We start from the raw sequence: 18,032 nt of genomic DNA, 5'->3' as shown, positions 1-18,032 counted from the left end.
GTCAGCTGTATCCTTTAATTTTTACCTCACCAATCACTTTACTCCATCACAGAAAGGCGGGTTCCGCTTCTATGACAACTGTTTACTTTGTAAGGCACGCTGAATCTCCGAAAACCGATTTGGATGAACGAACACGAGGTTTAACTGATGGCGGACAAATGGCTGCACAACACGTCACAACCTACTTAAAGGATAAAAAGATTGATCTGTTTTTCTCCAGTCCCTATCAGCGTTCGTTGTTGACGATTGAAGCGGCAGCGCATTATTTCGGGAAAGACATCTTGATTGAAGAAAACTTACGGGAATGTGCCTTTTCCGGACAACACCAGACGATGCCGCAAGCTGACGTCTATCCGCTCGTCCAACAGATGTTTACTGATCACGATTTTTCTCGCGACGGCTCGGAAACATTTCAATCCTGTCAGCACCGTGGAATTCAGGCATTGATGTTGATTTTGCAAAAGAACGCTGGAAAACGGCTCGTCATCGGCACGCACGGTTTCATCATGACTGCGATTTTTCACCACTTTGATGCTATGTACGATTTTAATTTTCTTCGCCAAACGACAAAGCCGGATATCTATCAACTTACCTTTAAAGGAACAGAGCTCGTAAACATGTCACGCATCACGTTATCTCTTTACGATTGATGAGACGTGATGAACTCGAGCAAAATCGGTTGTTCCGGCGGATTGATTCTGTCTGGTAAATTGTCGAGACGGAAGAACTTTAAGAGCAAGAATTGGTAGTCGGTTTTCGTTTAAGATCGTTGCCATAATCGAATACCCGACAATCCGGCAAAAAGGATTGTCAGAACACCAACCCGTTGAACTTTGGATTGGTAAAGAGGATCGGTCAGATTAACATCGAGCTGAAAAACGTGTGGCCATGGCATGAACTGTCCTTTTGTGACGATTTCTAATAAGGTGTACATCAAGATTAAGGCGAGCGCGTATTCAAACTTCTGAGTCCACAACATCAGACTCATCCCGACAAATAAAAATAACAACAGCAACAAGATATGATGAACATATACAAGAAATGGCAATGCGCTAAAATCTAATTCGAGAATTGTCGCCATCAACACGATGTATCCACCAAAATAAACGAGGAAAAACCTGCCTGCGTCTATCCAAATCCACTTTCGATACTGCAAAACTAACGTGTGATACGCTCCTTCTTCAAATAGAGGTTGGAGGTGTAACATAATGGTCCACGCCACACACGGAATAAACACGGTATGAACGATTTGAATTCCGGACGTCAGGCAATCCGATAACGCAGACACCTCCAACACAAGGAAGACCAGCACCGGAAGTAATGCAGCGACGCCGTGCAGTTTCCAATCGAACATAAATAAGTGATGGAGAATCTGCCTTTTCTTCATATAGCACGTCGCATGACTATCAAGTAGCCATCCATTAACTTCGGTTCGATTGTAGAAATGCCAGTCGCCTCGTCTTCTAAAAAACGTACTTCCACGACGTCCCCTTTTTCATTTAAATGTACGACACGCTCATCCTGCATCCACCTTCCAAGATCCTCTGCCATGACGTCAACTTGTCCGAGGTAGCCAACCGCTTGTGCTTTTAACTCGGTCGGAGTACCTTCAAACTGGACGGAGCCACCTTTGATAATCCCAATCTTTGTACAGAGGAACTCGATGTCCTCGACGAGATGCGAGGAGATGACAATCGTGTGGTCTACCCCCAACTCATGTAACAGATTACGAAAACGAATCCGTTCTTCGATATCTAAACCAGCTGTCGGCTCATCAAAAATTAAAATCTCCGGTTTCCGTAACAACAGTTGCGCAATACCGACCCGACGCCGCATCCCTCCGGACAACTCATTCATCCGTGTTTGTGCTTTGTCTTGCAGATTGACGCGTCTCAATGCTTCCTCCACCCGTTCCTGCCGCTGGTTCATCTCCATGATTCCTTGCAATAAAGCAAAATGAAGAAGTACTTCTTCCACTTTTAAAGTCGGATAGACATTAAAATCTTGCGGTAGGAAACCGACTCGATCGGAAACATCGGCATACTTTCTCCGGACAACGGATTGACCGTCAATCACAATCTGTCCGCCGGTAATCGACGTCAATCCACAGAGCATTTTCATTAATGTTGTTTTCCCGGCTCCGTTTGGACCAAGCAATCCATAGATACCTTCGATTTCTAGCGAGACTTGATGCAGAATGTGTTTTTTGCGGTAAGACTTGGACAGATGTTGCACTTCAATCATCCCTGTTCCCTCCCTTCTGCTTGGCATTCAACTCACGGTACCATTTCTGTAACAGCACCAACTGCTGGTCATGACTGCGATCAGAAAACATTTTGATCCAACCGTTAAGTTGCTTCATATCCCGTCCGGTTTGTTGAAGATAAAATGAATCAATCTCAATCGGTTCGAGTTTCAGTTCGATTTGCAACCAGTAGGCAAGTGCGGCATTAAACAGCTTCCACTTTGGATCTATTTTGACGTGGCTTGATGTCTCAGACCACATCAAGCCCGGTACATAGGCCGCAATCACTTCATTTAAACTTTGATCCAGTCTGAGGTTAGTCCCCACTTGCAACAACAAATGATGACTATCACAGAAACTGTTTCGCTCAAGGTTCGGCGAAATAAGCACCACCTTATCCGGAAAAATCACTTTTTTCCCAAACGTGCGCCGAATAACTGTATTTGTATGTTTCAGTACCTGTTCGACCGGCAACCAATAAGTCGAAGGATTGGACCAGGAAGAATCCGTTACGATCTGGATCCCTCTAGCTTCATAGGTCGACAGGTTCCCACGAAGCAACGTCACACCTGATACTCGTCCTATGTACGTATTTTCATCCTGTCTTGTTAAATTCGATACGAGATCATTCGGCAACTCACCTGTGATTCGCACATTCATCAGATTAGATCGGTCAACAATCAGATCAAGCGTCTCCACGCCTAAACGATTGATGGGCTCAACTTGGCGGGCCGGGTACCAATTTGTCGTCGCCGGCAGATACCATTCTTCCTCTGTCACCGGAAAATGAGGACTGTTGTGGAGTTGATAACGGATCGTCACGGTGTGCGTTCGTGCCTGCGGAGGAAGCGACATGCTAATAAAGTCGCCGTACTGTTTATACTGCAACTTTTTTTGTCCGGCTGATACGGATGTGATGTGGTACTCGTGCCATAAAGACAAGACAATATGCGCCTGATCTGACTGGATTTTCAGTTCCGCCTCCGTCTCTATCTGATTTTCGACAGGATTTAAAGTTAAATTCATCTTTTGAATCGTATAGTCCAAATTTTTATGATTCGGCTGAAACCGATAAGGTGTTTTATAATGTTGGGCTAGCTCAGCATCGTGACTCCGGTCAAAGGTCTGTTGGTTGTTCGCCAGCGCATAAGGTGAGATTATGATCAGCAGGCAAAGCACGAGTAATGAAATGACTACTGTCATCCATTGTCGTGACAATCTGAGGTGCCACTGACCAATTAACAGAAACAGAATGATACTTTGAAGCACGATGTGAATGAAGATTTTCAACAGTAATGCTTGGTTTCCAAGATATCCAACGAGCGGCACATATACACTACCAGGTTGCAAAGGACCGATAAACAGAAAACTGCGGTCTCCTTCCAATCCACCTTCATAAAAATAAGCAGAAAAGAACTCGGTATTCAGAGGTCCGAGGAACACCCAGATGAGAACCAATACAAGCATTCCAATTTTTTGTTTCCCGAAAATCATCGCACAATTTATTCCCCATAAGGCTGCGAGGACAAGTGGAAGAAAATAAAAAATCAAGATGTGCCGTAATATGTCCAGTTGGAAGCTAGACCACGGAACTTGTTCCTGATGAAAATAGACAAACATTCCTGTGGCACCAAACAAAAGAGCCATACCGGTAAACAGAGCATGATTCATGAGTATTGCTATCACGCGTTGATACTGAATCCGGACGATGTCTGGAAAAAGAATGCTTTGTCGGTACTGGATTTCATCCGCGACAAGTCGGTACATATAGACGGCAACCAATAACATGATTCCCTGCATCGGGATGACGAGCCCATCCAGTAAACTAGCAAAGTCCATATAGGTATAGGTTTCACGAATATCGGCAACAACTTTCATGAGAACACTAAAAGGAAACACCAGTAATGCCCCTATGTAAAACAGGCTCGTCCCCATCTGTTTTCCATAAAATTTTAGCAGTTCGCCTAAGATAATTTTTTTCATGATTGCCCCCCTCTTATTACATAAAAACCATGGTAAAGAGTAGGATTTTTCTTTTTGTCTCTTATCTATTTTACCACTATATGGTTTTAATCTTAATCAAATGTTAAAATGATGGAAATGTATTTTGGTCGCAAAATCAATACATGTTTTCAGAACAGGAGTCGAGACAAGTGATTGATCATAAAAAACAAATTGAAGTCCTGCTGTACGGAAATCCATTACAGTTCGCCTGTGAAACACTTGGTGTCCCGAATATGCGAAATCATTCCTACGCAGACGTTTTTACTGTCAGTCGAGCGGAAGTCTTGGCTTATACGGCGGTACACGGTATACCTGAACCATCTTCGACCGAATCCAATCGTTTGCTGGACGGATTTCATTATTATGAAGAATACGGTACGTGGTACACGTTTTTTCGGGAACGTGGCATGACGTTTGACCAAAAGAAGTTCAGCGACGAAACAATCGCCAAAGAATACATTGTATCGATGCTTCTGAAGCTGACCATGACCGGATTATATTAAATCCATGGAAGGAAGGGATTACTTTGACTACTTCTCCATTCCCCATCCTGCAAACCACAAGACTGACGCTCCGCGAGGTGACACCGCTCGACGCTCCGAGTCTACTGACGTATCTCGCTGATGAACGTGTCGTTAAACCGATAGGGCTCGCTCCCTTCCAAACGGAAGCCGATGCGTTGGACGAAATCAACTGGTATCACGCCATCCGAACAGAACAGACCGGTCTCCGCTGGGGCATCACTGAACATGCGACTCCTGACATCATCGGCAGTTGCGGTTTCTTGAACCGTTCTTCCCGGCATCAGCGGGCGGAACTCGGCTTTGAACTGAGTCCTGCTCACTGGGGTAAAGGACTGGCACAAGAAGCCGTTCGAGCCGTACTCGCACACGGTTTTAATGAATGGAACTTAAACCGGATCGAAGCGCTTGTTCTGCCGGACAATACGGCCACTCAACGGTTGCTCGAACGGCTTGGTTTCAAGCGGGAAGGACTGTTGCGTCAATACGAGAAGACACGCGGACAGTTCGATGATTTGTATATGTATTCCTTGTTGAAGACAGAATGGCAGGACGGCTCAATCCACAATAAAAACACGTCCTTATACTAGCGACGTGTTTTTGCGTTTACCCACGCGGCGGGAACGGATCATTGCCGTATGAATCTTTATCGCGGATCTGACCTTCCTTGTTATGAATGATCAGCTCGACCTGTTGTTTTTTCGCAATTTCCCGTCCGGCTGCGATCGCTTCTATTTGTGTCGGAAATCGCTTCGTTGCTCTCGATGCCCCTTCCGCAATGACCTGATAACCGCCATCCGGATGTGGTGTAACATGCTGATTCGCCATGCATTCACTTCCTTTTGAGTGGATTGTTTTATTTTGATTCTATCTTTGATACCCTTAACTGGAAATCTTCATTCATCCGGAGACGTTCTTAAATATAATAGGAAAGTACACAACAACTGCCAAGGAAGGAACACTTTATGAAACTAAACGATTATTTCCACATTCACTTCGACAATCCAGATGTTTTGGAAGAATCTTTTGCGGAGCGTCCACTGACACTCAGTCTCGACTTGCAAAAAGGACTTTACCAAATACAGGAGGATTCCGATGAACTGAATATGGCCTACTTTGAGAAGGTCTATCAAAAATCCCTCGCCTTGTTTGAAGATCTGTTTCAGGAAGACGACCGTCTGTACCTCATTGTACGTGTCAGAAAAGAAGTCCAGTCTCCTCCGGCGAAAAGTACGGAGATCTTTGAGCGTTATCTTAAAAATAACAAGAATCGATACGCGCTTGAGTTCGAAAAAAAGGCTGTCCGCGATGAGGAAGAAGTCATTTACCAATACGCCCGCTTATTACCGAGCAGACAGTCCATTCGTTATAAAAAGTTGCTTCAAGCAATCTGCAATCAGGACTTTCCTGAATTGTATCCCCGCTTTAAGTCGAGACAGACGTACTATCCTGAAATTTTTTTCGTCAACCCTGCCAAAGACATCATCCTGTATATTTTTGACGACCGGGGTTGTTTCATTCTGCTCAATGAGAAAGAGACCTTTTATCGTCTGCACGAAAAATATAGATCTGACCAATCAGAAGGCTTTCTTAATTGCTTTGACACGCAGTAAGTTCATGTATTGCACAACTCAGGAATCCGACCTAATGGTCGAAAATTGATTAGGCTACCCCCGTCGTCCCGACGGTTGAAGAAGCTAAGATGCGTTCAGCTTCTTGTTTGAGGTTCAGTCCTGCGTTCACATCACGGTCGTAGTGGATGCCACAACTCGGGCACGTCCATTCACGCAAGCCAAGATGTTTCACATCTTTGTGTTGATGTCCGCAACTGGAGCACAGTTGACTAGAGGCGAAGGTCTTGAGTCCGACATCGACGCCGACGGACAAGCCCGTCTTCGGCATTTCGTTGATCTCCTGCTTCAACAACGGGAGTTCTTTTGAGCAAGAACCGTAAGACAGTCCCTTACCTGTCGTGTTATACCTCTCATCCCACTTCGCTAAAAAGTGATTGAAGACGAAGCGCGAACAACCAATGGTTTTCGCAATCAGGATTTCATGCTCTTTTGTCGGATAGATTCTGAATGTGTAGGCCTTCTGTGTCAACATGATGTTCACCACCTTACAAAGGATATACCTAAAAGAGAGGGTCGCGATTCATCTCCCACTTTCATTCGGGCTTCATCCGGATCGTTTAGAAGTGGGCGTTTTTCCGCCTAATTCTGGTAAAGTATCCTCTAGTTCTCCTTTAATAATTGATAAGCTACCGTCTGTTTCAAGAACAACAGCTTTCACCTCCTCTAATCCCCCGATTCCTTTATTACGCACGGCTTGTAAGATTTCGTTCTTGCTGATTCTTTCTTTTTTCATAGCCCTTTCAAGAAATTCGCCTCTTAAATATAGCAATCGTGGTTCTGACTTAATGAGTTTATTGAATTTTTCAAAACGAACAGCTATGAATGTCATTATGAATTGCATTAAAATTAATAGAGTAAGTGCAGTCAATCCTTCTAATAAACTGACATCCTTACTAAGTAAAATAGTAGATAAAGTAGAACCAAGTGCGACTGTAATCACTAAATCGAAAGCGTTCAACTTAGTTAATGTCCGCTTCCCAGAAATTCGTAAAAAAATTATTAGACTGATATAAGCTAAAAATCCTACAGTGGTAATGCGTATAAAACTCTCTATTGTTATTGAAAACATTTAGTCATCCCCTGTCTTTTCAAAATTTCATGCTACTGAACCGTTAGTTCAGTCTGTCGTGGAAAGGCTCAAATTGAACTACCTCTACCTACGTTTCGCTTAGAGGTTAAGGTCTTGCCGTACCATTCCGCTTTGTATTCGAGCATGCGGAAAGTTTTCCTTTCTTATCCAAGGCCAACCGTTGACGACGAGAAAGCTTGCGTTGCTCACGCGCCAGCTTTTTCTCAAGCTAACGAAAAAAAAACGGTCATTCTTGTACACCGTGCCGTTCGACAGGATGGCGAAGGTCTTGAGTCCGACATCGACGCCGACGGATGAGCCCGTCTTCGGGAAGTTGAGACTTGCCCTGAATGTTCGTCCTATACGATTGAACAGGGTTGCACTTTGACTTGAAGCGTGGCCGTTCGTTCAGCTTCTTGAAGAAGCGGTCAAAAGCACCGTCAAGATGTTTGACGTTCGTTTGAATAGACGTGCTATCAACTTCTTTCAACCAGTCGAACGCCTGCTTCAACATCGGAATTTCTTCCGAACAAGAACCGTAAGACAGTCCTTTTCCTGTCATTTTGTATGTCTCATCCCACTTCAATAAGAAGTAATTGAAGATGAAGCGCGAACAACCAATGGTCTTCGCTATCAGGATTTCCTGTTCTTTTGTCGGGTATATTCTGAAGTTGTAGGCCTTGTGTGTCAACATGATGTTCCTCTCCTTGCAACGTATATACCCGAAAGAGTGGTTAGCGATTCATCTCCCACTTTTCACTCGGGCTTCACGCGGATCGTTTAAAAGTGGGCGTATTCTCGCCTAATTTTGAAAAACTGTCAGATAGACGTCACCGTGCTCTTCGAATAAAAATTTTTTGGTCAGCTTTCTCTTAACGGAAGAGGCGTTATCTGATAATCCTAATTACATTGCTTATGCTAAGCCTGACGACAAGACGACAATTGTGTTCTCTGATAATAATGGTAAAGAACTTGGTCAAAATACGATCATATTTGGTACAGACCCTGTCGATTTTGAAATCAACGTCAAAGGACTTCGGGTGACGGCTGAAGGACTAGATACAGTGTAGACAGTCATTTCACCCGTGTTAACAAAGTAATTTCCTTTCATACACCATGAACTCTCATCTTTGAAGTATTTCTTAAATTTAAGTGGCGCACTCAAAGGAGATCACACACGAAAAATACTGCACAATAAAGCACGTCCAGTTTGTATGGACGTGCTTTATTGTGCAGTTCTACCAAACTTCGGTCATCCACGTGGCGGAAAAGGATCATTTCCGTAAGAATCCCGATCGCGGATTTGACCTTCTTTGTTATGAATTATTAACTCTACCTGTTGCTTCTTCGCAATTTCACGACCTGCGGCAATAGCTTCTTTTTGCGTCGAAAAACGTTTTGTGGCTTTGGAAGCCCCTGCCGCTTTGACTTGATATCCACCATCCGGATGTGGTGTGACATGCTGATTTTGTTTCGTCATGAGTTCACTTCCTATCGTTAAAAATTCTCTTGCAAAAAAATGCTTTTATAGAAAGTACCCTTTAAGTTTAATTTTTATTTTCTTGTCTGAAACTTTTAAAATAATCGTTCCAATATTGATGAGATCTACCTGCCGCTTCAAAGTAGTGACTCGTGTTGTTTGACTTACCTTCTCTGATTCCTTGATAAATTCCAGCCACAACTGTTCCAATAAATTCACCTAACTCGGCAATTCGTTCTTCTTTAAATTTTTCCACACTGATTGACGTGTAAGTTAAATCGACATCAAAAGCATTGCTCAAATAATTTGCAAGTTCGTATTGAGTAATGGCTTCGCCATGAAGATTGTATATTTTAGAATCATGCTTATCTTCTATCATCATTTTTGCATACGCATAAGCCAGTTCAGTTCTTGTCGTATAGCCGCATCTGTTGTCGCCTGCACAATTTCGAATGCCACCTTCTTTAATATAGGAGTCGATGTATTCAACATCGGGTTCAATATATATTCCATTGCGCCCAATAACCCACTCTAACCCGCTATCGATTACATCTTGTTCAGTCTGTCGATTACTCTTAACAATTGGTGAAAATGCAGTCCCCTCCTCTGCTCCTTGTATACTAGTGTAGACAATTTTCTTGACACCGCTATTTTTAGCAGCTCGAATGACATTGCGGTGTTGAATTACCCTCTTATCAGGTGCATCCATACCGGATACAAGTAACAACACATCAATCCCTTGAAGTGACTTCTCTAATGCTTCCAGATCGTCGTAATCGCCAGGACGTACTTCAATCCCAATATCCATTGCTTTTTCAGGCGTTCGCGCTAGTCCGATCACATCGCTTTTAGGTAATAGCGAGACCGCTTCTTTAATTATTGCTTTTCCCAACTTACCATTCGCAGCCGATATTGCTATTTTCATTTTTTCTCCTCCTTCGCGTTTTTTAACTGTTTCTTAAAATACAGACTAAACGTAGTAAAAATCCCAAAATGAATCGAGTCTCAAATAAGAAACAGAATATCTTTTCACTACTAAACCTATCCGGATGATAGTGAGTATTTCCCTTACACGCCGTGCTTCAATCTGTTTACTTGTTAAATGACTATTTTAAAAAATCACTACTTTTTCGCAAATCATTTCCTACTCCCAGCCCGGTAAAGGGCGTGGCAATTGTTCTGCAAAGGCCCGGTAGCCGTCATACCGCATGATTTGGGTTTGCGGATGTTCGACTCGTTTCGCGATCTGTTCACCGATGATCCAGTAATGACCATAGTCTTCATCAATCAGACCGTCTTCCTTGGCCTCAATCGTCTTTTCAATTACTTCTTCGAGTGGATACAAGACCAGCCCCTCGTCACCTAACATAAACAGTTTTGCTCCGTCATGCAGTTCAAGAAAAGTCTGGTATTCACTTGGTAACGGTTGCTCGAACTCGGCTTGGAACGCTTGAAGTGTTTCCGGTCTGACCGGTTTTGGCAGATGGAACGTGGCTTGACCGATTGAATTGTAACTGCGCTGGATGAATGTCGATCCGTGGTTGATTTTCTGTTTGAGTCCATCTAGGACAACTGCGATTTGATTCATGATCTCCATCCTTTTTGTATCTCTATCTGAGGTTTGCTGATACGTCTTCCTCGATTCTACCATTTTACCAATAATTTGGGTGATTCGTCTTTCCTGTTTCTGTGGTATTCTTTTTCTAATCATAACGGTGCCTGTTTCACATCAGTCACCGATTCATTTGGAGGTGAACCATGCAGAAACAATCGTCGATGTTGCTGATTTTACTCGCAGCGATGCTGTGGGGCACGACCGGCACGTCGCAAGCCTTTGCGCCGGAAGCGGCTCATCCGATTGCAATCGGCGCCGTCCGATTAGCGGTCGGCGGATTCTTTTTACTGTGTCTCGTCTTACTGACGGGAAAGTTGACGCTGAAAGCTTGGCCGCTACAGACGATTTTTCTAGCCGCCCTCAGCATGGCCGCCTATCAGCCGTTGTTCTTTTCCGCTGTTCTCATGACCGGTGTCGCCGTCGGAACGGTCGTCGCGATCGGCAGTGCGCCGATTTTTTCCGGAGTCATTGAATGGTTGGTCTTAAAAAATCGTCCCGGTACGATTTGGTGGCTGTCGACATTACTTTCGATTGCCGGCTGTTTGCTGCTCGTCATGAATCAAGCGGCAGTCTCGGTCAATCCGCTCGGCATTTTGCTCGCTCTCGGTGCCGGACTCTCCTTCGCCGCCTACACGTTCGTCAGCCGGGATCTGGTGAAAACCCATCCGCCGCTGTCGGTCGTCGCCGTCGTCTTTACGCTCAGCGCCGTCCTGTTGTCGCCGCTCCTGTTCCTGTTCGACCTGTCATGGGTCTTCAGTCTGCGCGGTGCCGGTATCAGTCTGCATCTCGGAGTTTTTGCGACCGGTCTTGCCTATCTCTTGTTCGCAAAAGGGCTCGCGCATGTCTCGTCTTCGACTGCCGTCACGCTGTCTCTTGGTGAACCGTTGACCGCTGCCTTACTCGGTGTCTTTGTCCTCGGGGAAACGCTCAGCCTGTTGTCTTGGATCGGCATTTTACTTTTATTCTGCGGCATCGGATTACTCATCTGGTCGTCGCGTTCTTTACGTCAATCGGATATCCTCGAACTTGCTAAAGAAAAACACTCTTAAGGAGGAATAGTCATGCACATCACATTTGAGAAACTGTTGTACCGGGAAGACTATCAGATTGCACTTGATCACTTAGTCATAGATGAGAAAAACAGCGATCGGTTAGCACTTTATTTTCGCGGCCATACGGACGAAATCATGGTGCTCATCGGTGACTATTCCTGCAATTATTTTGAACTGTTGTTTGAAGCAGATTGTGTCTTACTCCGGTCGTCGGATTTGCATGAACTGGATGACGGACTGGAGTTCAGTACGGTTCCGCTCACCCTGTATCAGGACTCGGCACTTCTGACCTTTGCGACGGCCTGGATGGGCTTGAAGCGTGATCCGTCGCGCGACGGGACCCACTACGCCATCCGGGCATTCGAACAAGACTTTCATGTCCTGTCCCCGCGTCCGCCGGTCTTTACGGACCTTGGTCATAAGATGAGTGATTTTACCGTCAGACATTCTTTTAATCTGCCAAAGCAGAGTTGACATAAAAAAAGCCCTACCTCGCCAAAGGTAGGGTGATGCGATACGCCTGTCCGACGGCTTGCGCCGGACAGGACGTGGTTTCATTATACATAGCGCGCCAGTGTTTTTTCAATCGTCTGGATTGAATCGACCGGGGCAAACCGCTTAACGACCCGCCCTTGACGGTCGACGAGAAACTTCGTGAAGTTCCATTTGATGGTTGACGAAAGCAGTCCTCCCTGTTGCTGCTTCAAGTACGTATACAATCGGTGTTCTGCCGGGCCGTTGACGTCAATCTTCTGAAAGATCGGGAACGTCACGCCGTAATTCCGCTGGCAAAACTGCATCGTTTCCTCTTGATTGGCGAATTCCTGACGGTTGAACTGATCACACGGGAAACCAAGCACCTGAACGCCTTGCTCGGCATACGTGTCGTACAACCGTTGCAAGTCTCCGAGCTGACCGGCGAGCCCGCATTTGCTCGCTGTATTGACAATGAGAAGTACCTCTCCCGCGTAATCTTGTAATGAAACGGTCTGTCCGGTTGCGTCTTTCACCTCAATCTCATAGAGTGATGGCATCCCGTCGCACCCCCTTTTCCGTCAGTATACGCCGCTAGAAAAACTCCGTCTTTTTTGAACACGCGGCGAGCTGCTTACCAGACAGATTCTTCCCGGTCACTCAGCTTAATGACGAACGGCATGATCAGTAAAAAAAACATGCTGACATATCCGAGCGACAGATAATGCTGCGTATCTTTTGAAAGATACTGCTTCTCGCCACAGTTTGGGCATGGCTTGCCATGCTTCGCAAAGCCGACAGCCAGTACGTCTTTCGTCTTCCACTTGTAGTCACAATTTGTACAGCGTACCATCTCATCATCCCCTTTGCCCTCTTCTACTTCTTCTTCTCAAAGCAGGTTTCACGATTTCGATAATTTCTTATTTGATTAGTTTTCAAAATAATTTGACACATCATATTTTTTGTAAATAAAAGGAATTTTCGAAACCTTATGCAACGGTCTACCGTATAAAGTAATGTCGCTTCACTACATTGAGCTTACGTTCACTGAAGCGTTCATTCCTACATATTGACAACATACTAAACACTGATGGAGGTCATCCCGTTGAAAAAAGTAATCGTTCCTTTGCTCTGTGTCCCGTTCCTTCTGTTATCCGCATGTTCAGATGAAAAAGAAAAAGCAGTGACACATTCTGAAAGTAAAGAATTCAAATCGGAAACTGTGAAAATCGGTAAGGATAGTGAATTAAACATCGTGCCGCTGTACACGCCATATCAAACGTATTTGAAGGCATCTCTTAAAGCCGATACTTCAGAAATGGATGTAAAAAATTACGCAAAATATGTTCTTGGTTACATAGATGAGATCGGAAAGAAAGAAAACTTTGATACGACCAGTTTAAAAGGCTACTTCATGTTGCAATCAACTGCTTACGAGCAAGATCTGGTGGATCGGACAAACGAATTGATGAAACACCATGACGAAATCAAAGACATCATCATAAAAAACTATACCGCTGCAAATAAGGTACTTCCTAAAAAGAAAAGTACGATTTTCATCGCACCTGCCAACTCGGAGTATTTTTCTATGAGTGAATCCATGAAGGGAGTATTCGGCGCAGCATATAAAGACACGTTCATTCTGTATCTCGATACAAACTTCGATAAAAATATACTTGCCTATTCAATCGCGCATGAATACCATCACTTGATCCTTCATGATACACCTGAATATAAAATGAATGCGATTCTTGATTCAATCATCACCGAAGGCAAGGCCGATGCCTTTGCCGATCGTGTCGTCAAAGACGTTTCAACGCCATGGAACGTCCGAATGGATGACAAGACCAAGAAACATGTAGCAAGTCTGATTGAAAGCGGTGAAGCTACTTATGAAGAAGTTGTAGGCGGTAACCACCAAAAGGACATTCCCCAATGGAGTAACTACATCTTAGGACGGGATGTCATGGATCATTACTTTAAAACGAATCCTGACCGTTCCATATCGGACTGGACATTTGCAAATCAACACGATATTTTAAAAGGCTACAAGTACCAGGATCTTCTTGAGTGATGCGTAAGCAAAATAGTAGTGAAAAGAGCACAGATTCAATTGAGTCAGGTTCGGTGAATACAAAAAAATATCGTTGCAGGATGCTTTCTTAATCGTCAAGTCCGTCCTTACATTACGTTTGATAATGGCCGAATTGTCTTTTCGATGATGTCGAGAGAAGCCGGAATCTGAATCCATCTTTCCATCTCCGGGTCAAAATAAAGTCCCTGTTCTCGCATGGTTTCTTTACTGTTCATTTCATCATATTCTAAAATTTGATCCAGATTTTGATCGGACTCCTCAAAGTCATCGAACGGTCCCGACCCATAATAAAAGAGTAAGCCTTCTTTTGTATATCCCTCTAATTCTTGAACCGTTTCTTCCATTAATTCGAGTGGACGTATGCGGGCTTTCGCGTAATCAATAATTGTCGGATAAACGTCAAATGGTATGTCGTGTTCTAAAAATCGTTTCGAATACCATTGCCAAATCCATTTCCACTTACAGATGAAATACACGATGTATTCGACTTGTGATGTTTCTTCCAGCTCATGCATTTCGTAAGACAACGTGATAGTGTCTTGTTCAAGCTTGAATTCAATAATAAATTCACCATTCCGATTTTCATCTTTTAGAAGTTCATTGATTCGTAAATCGTTTAGTTCAAGATAGTCCAACAATGGGACTGGTCGTTTCGCTTCTTCGCGAAACAACACCCTTATATTTTTAATTACTTCGATTGTCATTTGGAACCTCCAAAAGGAATCAAACAAAAAAATCTTGCTTGATTCCAGTAGTTTTATCAAAACCAGGCACAAATCTGCCTATTTCTAAACATTAAGGACTAAATCTTCATGAAAATCATCACCGCGGTACCTAATGACTCTCTGTATTTCGTTGCATCAATTGATATCATACGTTTTTATTTTTTCTAATTCTTTTTCCTGATTCTTTTTCATTGCCTTTCGTCCGCGTGACCATTCCTCGAAAAGAAGGATCAGTCCGAATCCTAAAATTAAAATGTATGCAAGAAAACTGTTATACCCACCCTCAAGATAACGCCATGTCATTCCTGTCACGAAGAGGACTGGAATGATGACTCCGAGATATGGATTATTTTTACTTGATAAAAGGTACTGTAATCCCAAACCTGCTGCGATAAACAAAGCTGAAACAAGAACATCCATTAAGTATTGCTCCTTTCTTGTCTATATTTATCAATTATTTTTTTGGCATCATCTATGCTAATGCGGTCCTCAATAGCCATTTGCTTGATATATGCGATAAAGGGTTCATTCTCTGCCTTAGAGTTTAATTCGATTTTTTGAATGATTCGATCGACCCGAATTCTGACGGTCGGATAAGAAACGTTATAACCTTTAGCTAATTCTTTCAGTGATCCAGAACTCAAAATAAACTTTTTAATGAATTCTATTTCGTCAAGTTCTAGAGATAAAACCCACGCAGGAACTTCGTTTTTATTCATTATCCATCTCCTTCCTGTATATGTAGAATAGCCAAAAAATAAATAAAGTTAAAGTATTTTTTACATAAGTTAAAAAAATAAAGAATATTTTTTTGAATTATATTCAATTTTCACTTGAATACGTTAACTTATTCGTGTTAGTTTGGAGTTGTCAAATCGGAAAAATAAGGAAAAGGAGTTGTTGAATTTGAAAAGAACTGGAGAAATCGTGTTTTCTTTTATCGGTATCATTTTATTTGGGTCGCTTTGTATTGGTGGTTTTATGCTCTATGGAACGATTGGTGAGAGTGCTGGTACAAAAGATTTAGCAAAAGAATTTATTACAGACGAAAATATTAAGGACGTAACAGCTGCTCAAATCATCACCTTCTTACAAAATTTCTTTTTATACTTAGGAGCCATTTCACTTTTATGTACAGCAGGAGGAATCCTCTCAATCATACGTATCAGAAAAAATGAATCTGTCGGAAAAGTCTTAATCGCGACCGCCATTCTTGGAGGTGTACTCACCTTATTCGCAGGTTTCTTAGGATCAATCGCTTATTTGATTGCAGGAATCACAAACGTATCGAAAAATAAGAAGTTAGCTCGACAAAATTAAATCAACTTATAGAGATGAGGTAAATCAATGTTGGCTATTACACTTCGAGAATTTAAATCACTCTTCCAAAGCATAAGAGCAATCATCATCATTGTTGTTCTGTTCGGAGTGACGGTTGGATCCGCTAAACTGGTCAGTCAGTTTAAAAGTGAACTGAGCGGCTTAGGGTTAGGAGACAATGCTTATGTGATTGGATTGATGCTACTTCTCTTCTTGGCTGCACCGTTATTTGTGACGAGCATTTCGCATAGCAGTGTCAACAAAGAGATGGAATCTAAAACCATTCGATTCTTAGCGACGAAAACCTCTCGCGAAAACATTATCTTCGGGAAGTTTTTAGGGAATATCTCGTTTTGGGTACTTTGCTTAAGTATCGCACTCTTATTGATTGTTCCATTTTCTAAGTCATTTTATTTTGTAGATTTGATTCAAAGCATTATCTTCGTATCTTACTTCATTGGTCTATCGCTGTTCCTTTCGACAGTAGTAAGTAACTCTTCTTTGACCATGTTCGCAGGAATTGTCCTTTCTATCGCTTTACCAGTAATCGGCATGTGGAGTCTTCTTTCAAAGAACGTAGCAATCGATACAATTTCCTATTTAACTCCGTATTTTTACTACACTCATGCAAACACTTCTTACACGTATTTCGTTTTAATACATACAGTAGTCTTTGTCATGCTAAGTTTAATCATCTTTAAAAGGAGAGATCTCTGATGATAGCCCTTCGCGCAACGAATTTAACTAAGAAGTATGGAAACAAAACGGTCGTGAACAATTTAAATTTAGAAATAACAAGTGGCTCTATTTTTGGTTTTTTAGGTCAAAACGGCGCTGGTAAATCAACATTTATCAATATGATTACAGGACTTGTACGGCCTACCTCAGGTACTTTTGAAATATTGGGAGCGGCAGGAAATTCTTTAAATGATGTTCGAACACGGATAGGCGTTTTACCCGATTACTCAACTTTTTACGAAAATTTTACAGCGCTTGATCACTTGAAGTATTTCAGTAAGGTGCTTGGCCTCAAATTGACCACGGAAGAATTAAAAAATGTCTTAAGAGATGTTCAGTTAGAAGAAGCAATGAATACCAAAACAAAAAACTACTCATTTGGAATGAAAAAAAAGCTGGGGATTGCCCAAGCTTTGATCAATAAACCAGACATTTTATTTTTGGATGAACCGACTTCAGGCGTAGATGCGAACTCTATTCTGGGTATTCACTCTTTAATCAGAAAGGTAGCTGCTGAAGGTACTACTATTTTCTTGACTTCTCACAACCTGGACGAGGTCGAAAAGCTTTGTACAGAAATTGCAATCATGAACAAAGGTTCGATTCAGACAAAAGGTACCATGAGTGAATTAAGAAGTCAGTATCAAAAAAGTATCACCGTTTATGTGAAACATGAGATGATCGATAACGAAACTCAACAGAAGCTAACAATCGAGCTATCGAAATTAGTAAAAGTCTTAAGCATCTCCGCTACACATTCTGAATTCATCGTGCAACATGAAAGTGCTATTCCTGAGCTGAATAAGTACCTGGTTATGCAACAAGTAAATGTCTATCGATTAGAGGTAGAAGAAGCTTCCTTGGAAGAAATTTTCCTAAACTTAGGTGTAGAAGTACGTTCAGCATAATACAACACGTATTATACAAGCGTTTTATGCCGAAATCATTTTATGCGTTACTTGGATACAGAAAAGAATAGCCATAATTCTGAAGTAAATAAAACCTTAATACCGCAGGATAAACACGTATATCGTGGAAAGGAATACAGAATATAAAAAAT

Annotated in this window: 24 protein-coding genes and 2 pseudogenes; 10 read left to right on the top strand and 16 right to left on the bottom strand. The window is 42.6% G+C overall.

The genetic code is table 11. From position 1 onward, the window contains the following. The first annotated feature begins 71 nt into the window (after positions 1-71). The gene (locus KNQ02_RS08380; protein WP_214765701.1) at positions 72-650 is read left to right on the top strand and encodes a histidine phosphatase family protein; all 579 of its coding nucleotides are present in this window, start codon (positions 72-74) and stop codon (positions 648-650) included. A 110-nt stretch (positions 651-760) separates the two neighbouring features. Here KNQ02_RS08380 and KNQ02_RS08375 read toward each other — a convergent pair whose 3' ends face one another. From KNQ02_RS08375 to KNQ02_RS08365, 3 genes are read right to left on the bottom strand one after another with little or no spacing between them, the layout of a single operon-like run. Further along, positions 761-1,387, bottom strand: coding sequence for a hypothetical protein (locus KNQ02_RS08375; protein ID WP_214801344.1), 627 nt, complete (start codon positions 1,385-1,387; stop codon positions 761-763). Next, positions 1,384-2,244: an ATP-binding cassette domain-containing protein gene (locus KNQ02_RS08370; protein ID WP_214765695.1), complete on the bottom strand. Its 861-nt coding sequence runs from the start codon at positions 2,242-2,244 to the stop codon at positions 1,384-1,386. Before KNQ02_RS08370 ends, KNQ02_RS08375 begins: the two co-directional genes overlap by 4 nt. Then, positions 2,237-4,228 carry a hypothetical protein gene (locus KNQ02_RS08365; RefSeq protein ID WP_214769532.1) on the bottom strand — a complete coding sequence of 664 codons (1,992 nt, stop codon included), beginning with the start codon at positions 4,226-4,228 and terminating at the stop codon, positions 2,237-2,239. The genes KNQ02_RS08370 and KNQ02_RS08365 overlap by 8 nt, the downstream gene beginning before the upstream one ends. Positions 4,229-4,398: 170 nt before the next feature. Here KNQ02_RS08365 and KNQ02_RS08360 point away from each other — a divergent pair, with 170 nt between their 5' ends. Beyond that, on the top strand, positions 4,399-4,752 hold the full coding sequence (locus KNQ02_RS08360) for a hypothetical protein (RefSeq protein WP_214765689.1): 354 nt from the start codon (positions 4,399-4,401) through the stop codon (positions 4,750-4,752). Positions 4,753-4,775: 23 nt separating this feature from the next. After that, on the top strand, positions 4,776-5,360 hold the full coding sequence (locus KNQ02_RS08355; protein ID WP_214765686.1) for a GNAT family N-acetyltransferase: 585 nt from the start codon (positions 4,776-4,778) through the stop codon (positions 5,358-5,360). A 16-nt stretch (positions 5,361-5,376) separates the two neighbouring features. On the opposite strand, the gene KNQ02_RS08350 is transcribed toward KNQ02_RS08355, so the two are convergent. Next, entirely contained in the window at positions 5,377-5,598 is a 222-nt protein-coding gene (locus tag KNQ02_RS08350) for a DUF2188 domain-containing protein (RefSeq protein ID WP_214765683.1), read from the bottom strand. A gap of 137 nt (positions 5,599-5,735) precedes the next feature. Here KNQ02_RS08350 and KNQ02_RS08345 point away from each other — a divergent pair, with 137 nt between their 5' ends. Next, positions 5,736-6,383 (top strand): DUF3885 domain-containing protein, encoded by a 648-nt coding sequence (locus KNQ02_RS08345; protein ID WP_214807958.1) that lies wholly within the window; start codon positions 5,736-5,738, stop codon positions 6,381-6,383. A 49-nt stretch (positions 6,384-6,432) separates the two neighbouring features. Here KNQ02_RS08345 and KNQ02_RS15865 read toward each other — a convergent pair whose 3' ends face one another. From KNQ02_RS15865 to KNQ02_RS08315, 7 genes and pseudogenes are all read right to left on the bottom strand, one after another. After that, the gene (locus tag KNQ02_RS15865; RefSeq protein ID WP_034801303.1) at positions 6,433-6,672 is read right to left on the bottom strand and encodes a zinc ribbon domain-containing protein; all 240 of its coding nucleotides are present in this window, start codon (positions 6,670-6,672) and stop codon (positions 6,433-6,435) included. A 9-nt stretch (positions 6,673-6,681) separates the two neighbouring features. Beyond that, a pseudogene (locus KNQ02_RS15860) lies at positions 6,682-6,876 on the bottom strand (helix-turn-helix domain-containing protein); the annotation flags it as partial. A 72-nt stretch (positions 6,877-6,948) separates the two neighbouring features. Further along, entirely contained in the window at positions 6,949-7,473 is a 525-nt protein-coding gene (locus tag KNQ02_RS08335; protein WP_214804831.1) for a DUF421 domain-containing protein, read from the bottom strand. 178 nt (positions 7,474-7,651) lie between these two features. Beyond that, a pseudogene (locus KNQ02_RS08330) lies at positions 7,652-8,167 on the bottom strand (helix-turn-helix domain-containing protein); the annotation flags it as partial. A 558-nt stretch (positions 8,168-8,725) separates the two neighbouring features. Continuing rightward, positions 8,726-8,953, bottom strand: a complete 228-nt coding sequence (locus tag KNQ02_RS08325) for a DUF2188 domain-containing protein (protein WP_088836900.1) — start codon at positions 8,951-8,953, stop codon at positions 8,726-8,728. A gap of 67 nt (positions 8,954-9,020) precedes the next feature. Further along, positions 9,021-9,878, bottom strand: a complete 858-nt coding sequence (locus tag KNQ02_RS08320; protein WP_214765671.1) for an SDR family oxidoreductase — start codon at positions 9,876-9,878, stop codon at positions 9,021-9,023. A 219-nt stretch (positions 9,879-10,097) separates the two neighbouring features. Next, complete coding sequence (locus KNQ02_RS08315) at positions 10,098-10,541, bottom strand: SMI1/KNR4 family protein (RefSeq protein ID WP_214807953.1); 444 nt, start codon at positions 10,539-10,541, stop codon at positions 10,098-10,100. Between the two features lie 170 nt (positions 10,542-10,711). Between KNQ02_RS08315 and KNQ02_RS08310 the strand changes: the two genes are divergently transcribed. Then, entirely contained in the window at positions 10,712-11,617 is a 906-nt protein-coding gene (locus KNQ02_RS08310; protein ID WP_214807950.1) for an EamA family transporter, read from the top strand. 12 nt (positions 11,618-11,629) lie between these two features. After that, the gene (locus KNQ02_RS08305; RefSeq protein WP_214807948.1) at positions 11,630-12,094 is read left to right on the top strand and encodes a hypothetical protein; all 465 of its coding nucleotides are present in this window, start codon (positions 11,630-11,632) and stop codon (positions 12,092-12,094) included. An 83-nt stretch (positions 12,095-12,177) separates the two neighbouring features. Here KNQ02_RS08305 and KNQ02_RS08300 read toward each other — a convergent pair whose 3' ends face one another. Both KNQ02_RS08300 and KNQ02_RS08295 read right to left on the bottom strand, forming a co-directional pair. Beyond that, positions 12,178-12,654, bottom strand: coding sequence for a glutathione peroxidase (locus tag KNQ02_RS08300; RefSeq protein WP_214807945.1), 477 nt, complete (start codon positions 12,652-12,654; stop codon positions 12,178-12,180). Between the two features lie 74 nt (positions 12,655-12,728). Beyond that, positions 12,729-12,947, bottom strand: a complete 219-nt coding sequence (locus KNQ02_RS08295; protein WP_214807942.1) for a hypothetical protein — start codon at positions 12,945-12,947, stop codon at positions 12,729-12,731. 252 nt (positions 12,948-13,199) lie between these two features. Between KNQ02_RS08295 and KNQ02_RS08290 the strand changes: the two genes are divergently transcribed. Next, the gene (locus KNQ02_RS08290; protein ID WP_214807939.1) at positions 13,200-14,168 is read left to right on the top strand and encodes a DUF2268 domain-containing putative Zn-dependent protease; all 969 of its coding nucleotides are present in this window, start codon (positions 13,200-13,202) and stop codon (positions 14,166-14,168) included. A gap of 107 nt (positions 14,169-14,275) precedes the next feature. Here KNQ02_RS08290 and KNQ02_RS08285 read toward each other — a convergent pair whose 3' ends face one another. From KNQ02_RS08285 to KNQ02_RS08275, 3 genes are all read right to left on the bottom strand, one after another. Then, positions 14,276-14,893: a hypothetical protein gene (locus tag KNQ02_RS08285; RefSeq protein WP_214807936.1), complete on the bottom strand. Its 618-nt coding sequence runs from the start codon at positions 14,891-14,893 to the stop codon at positions 14,276-14,278. A gap of 156 nt (positions 14,894-15,049) precedes the next feature. Beyond that, positions 15,050-15,334: a hypothetical protein gene (locus tag KNQ02_RS08280; RefSeq protein ID WP_214765654.1), complete on the bottom strand. Its 285-nt coding sequence runs from the start codon at positions 15,332-15,334 to the stop codon at positions 15,050-15,052. Beyond that, positions 15,334-15,633, bottom strand: a complete 300-nt coding sequence (locus KNQ02_RS08275) for a DUF2089 family protein (protein ID WP_026833232.1) — start codon at positions 15,631-15,633, stop codon at positions 15,334-15,336. The genes KNQ02_RS08280 and KNQ02_RS08275 overlap by 1 nt, the downstream gene beginning before the upstream one ends. Positions 15,634-15,820: 187 nt before the next feature. Between KNQ02_RS08275 and KNQ02_RS08270 the strand changes: the two genes are divergently transcribed. Genes KNQ02_RS08270 through KNQ02_RS08260 form a run of 3 tightly spaced genes read left to right on the top strand, consistent with a single transcriptional unit; the run spans position 15,821 to position 17,880 of the window. After that, positions 15,821-16,234 (top strand): DUF4064 domain-containing protein, encoded by a 414-nt coding sequence (locus KNQ02_RS08270; protein ID WP_214765651.1) that lies wholly within the window; start codon positions 15,821-15,823, stop codon positions 16,232-16,234. A 27-nt stretch (positions 16,235-16,261) separates the two neighbouring features. Then, positions 16,262-16,951, top strand: a complete 690-nt coding sequence (locus KNQ02_RS08265; RefSeq protein WP_214807933.1) for an ABC transporter permease — start codon at positions 16,262-16,264, stop codon at positions 16,949-16,951. Then, a complete protein-coding gene (locus tag KNQ02_RS08260) occupies positions 16,951-17,880 on the top strand; it encodes an ABC transporter ATP-binding protein (RefSeq protein WP_214765646.1) in 930 nt (309 codons plus the stop codon). The genes KNQ02_RS08265 and KNQ02_RS08260 overlap by 1 nt, the downstream gene beginning before the upstream one ends. Positions 17,881-18,032: the final 152 nt, after the last annotated feature.

It is taken from the genome of Exiguobacterium sp. s102 (genome assembly GCF_018618635.1).
GTDB classification, from domain to species: Bacteria; Bacillota; Bacilli; order Exiguobacteriales; family Exiguobacteriaceae; genus Exiguobacterium_A; species Exiguobacterium_A oxidotolerans.
This window is presented reverse-complemented; position numbering and strand designations above follow the sequence as displayed.

What these genes read in the sequence shown, in the direction of transcription:
- KNQ02_RS08380 (WP_214765701.1), top strand. Translation starts at nt 72, where the DNA reads ATGACAACTGTTTACTTTGTAAGGCACGCTGAATCTCCGAAAACCGAT.
- KNQ02_RS08375 (WP_214801344.1), bottom strand. Translation starts at nt 1,387, where the DNA reads ATGAAGAAAAGGCAGATTCTCCATCACTTATTTATGTTCGATTGGAAA.
- KNQ02_RS08370 (WP_214765695.1), bottom strand. Translation starts at nt 2,244, where the DNA reads ATGATTGAAGTGCAACATCTGTCCAAGTCTTACCGCAAAAAACACATT.
- KNQ02_RS08365 (WP_214769532.1), bottom strand. Translation starts at nt 4,228, where the DNA reads ATGAAAAAAATTATCTTAGGCGAACTGCTAAAATTTTATGGAAAACAG.
- KNQ02_RS08350 (WP_214765683.1), bottom strand. Translation starts at nt 5,598, where the DNA reads ATGGCGAATCAGCATGTTACACCACATCCGGATGGCGGTTATCAGGTC.
- KNQ02_RS08345 (WP_214807958.1), top strand. Translation starts at nt 5,736, where the DNA reads ATGAAACTAAACGATTATTTCCACATTCACTTCGACAATCCAGATGTT.
- KNQ02_RS15865 (WP_034801303.1), bottom strand. Translation starts at nt 6,672, where the DNA reads ATGCCGAAGACGGGCTTGTCCGTCGGCGTCGATGTCGGACTCAAGACC.
- KNQ02_RS08335 (WP_214804831.1), bottom strand. Translation starts at nt 7,473, where the DNA reads ATGTTTTCAATAACAATAGAGAGTTTTATACGCATTACCACTGTAGGA.
- KNQ02_RS08325 (WP_088836900.1), bottom strand. Translation starts at nt 8,953, where the DNA reads ATGACGAAACAAAATCAGCATGTCACACCACATCCGGATGGTGGATAT.
- KNQ02_RS08320 (WP_214765671.1), bottom strand. Translation starts at nt 9,878, where the DNA reads ATGAAAATAGCAATATCGGCTGCGAATGGTAAGTTGGGAAAAGCAATA.
- KNQ02_RS08315 (WP_214807953.1), bottom strand. Translation starts at nt 10,541, where the DNA reads ATGAATCAAATCGCAGTTGTCCTAGATGGACTCAAACAGAAAATCAAC.
- KNQ02_RS08310 (WP_214807950.1), top strand. Translation starts at nt 10,712, where the DNA reads ATGCAGAAACAATCGTCGATGTTGCTGATTTTACTCGCAGCGATGCTG.
- KNQ02_RS08305 (WP_214807948.1), top strand. Translation starts at nt 11,630, where the DNA reads ATGCACATCACATTTGAGAAACTGTTGTACCGGGAAGACTATCAGATT.
- KNQ02_RS08300 (WP_214807945.1), bottom strand. Translation starts at nt 12,654, where the DNA reads ATGCCATCACTCTATGAGATTGAGGTGAAAGACGCAACCGGACAGACC.
- KNQ02_RS08295 (WP_214807942.1), bottom strand. Translation starts at nt 12,947, where the DNA reads ATGGTACGCTGTACAAATTGTGACTACAAGTGGAAGACGAAAGACGTA.
- KNQ02_RS08285 (WP_214807936.1), bottom strand. Translation starts at nt 14,893, where the DNA reads ATGACAATCGAAGTAATTAAAAATATAAGGGTGTTGTTTCGCGAAGAA.
- KNQ02_RS08280 (WP_214765654.1), bottom strand. Translation starts at nt 15,334, where the DNA reads ATGGATGTTCTTGTTTCAGCTTTGTTTATCGCAGCAGGTTTGGGATTA.
- KNQ02_RS08275 (WP_026833232.1), bottom strand. Translation starts at nt 15,633, where the DNA reads ATGAATAAAAACGAAGTTCCTGCGTGGGTTTTATCTCTAGAACTTGAC.
- KNQ02_RS08265 (WP_214807933.1), top strand. Translation starts at nt 16,262, where the DNA reads ATGTTGGCTATTACACTTCGAGAATTTAAATCACTCTTCCAAAGCATA.
- KNQ02_RS08260 (WP_214765646.1), top strand. Translation starts at nt 16,951, where the DNA reads ATGATAGCCCTTCGCGCAACGAATTTAACTAAGAAGTATGGAAACAAA.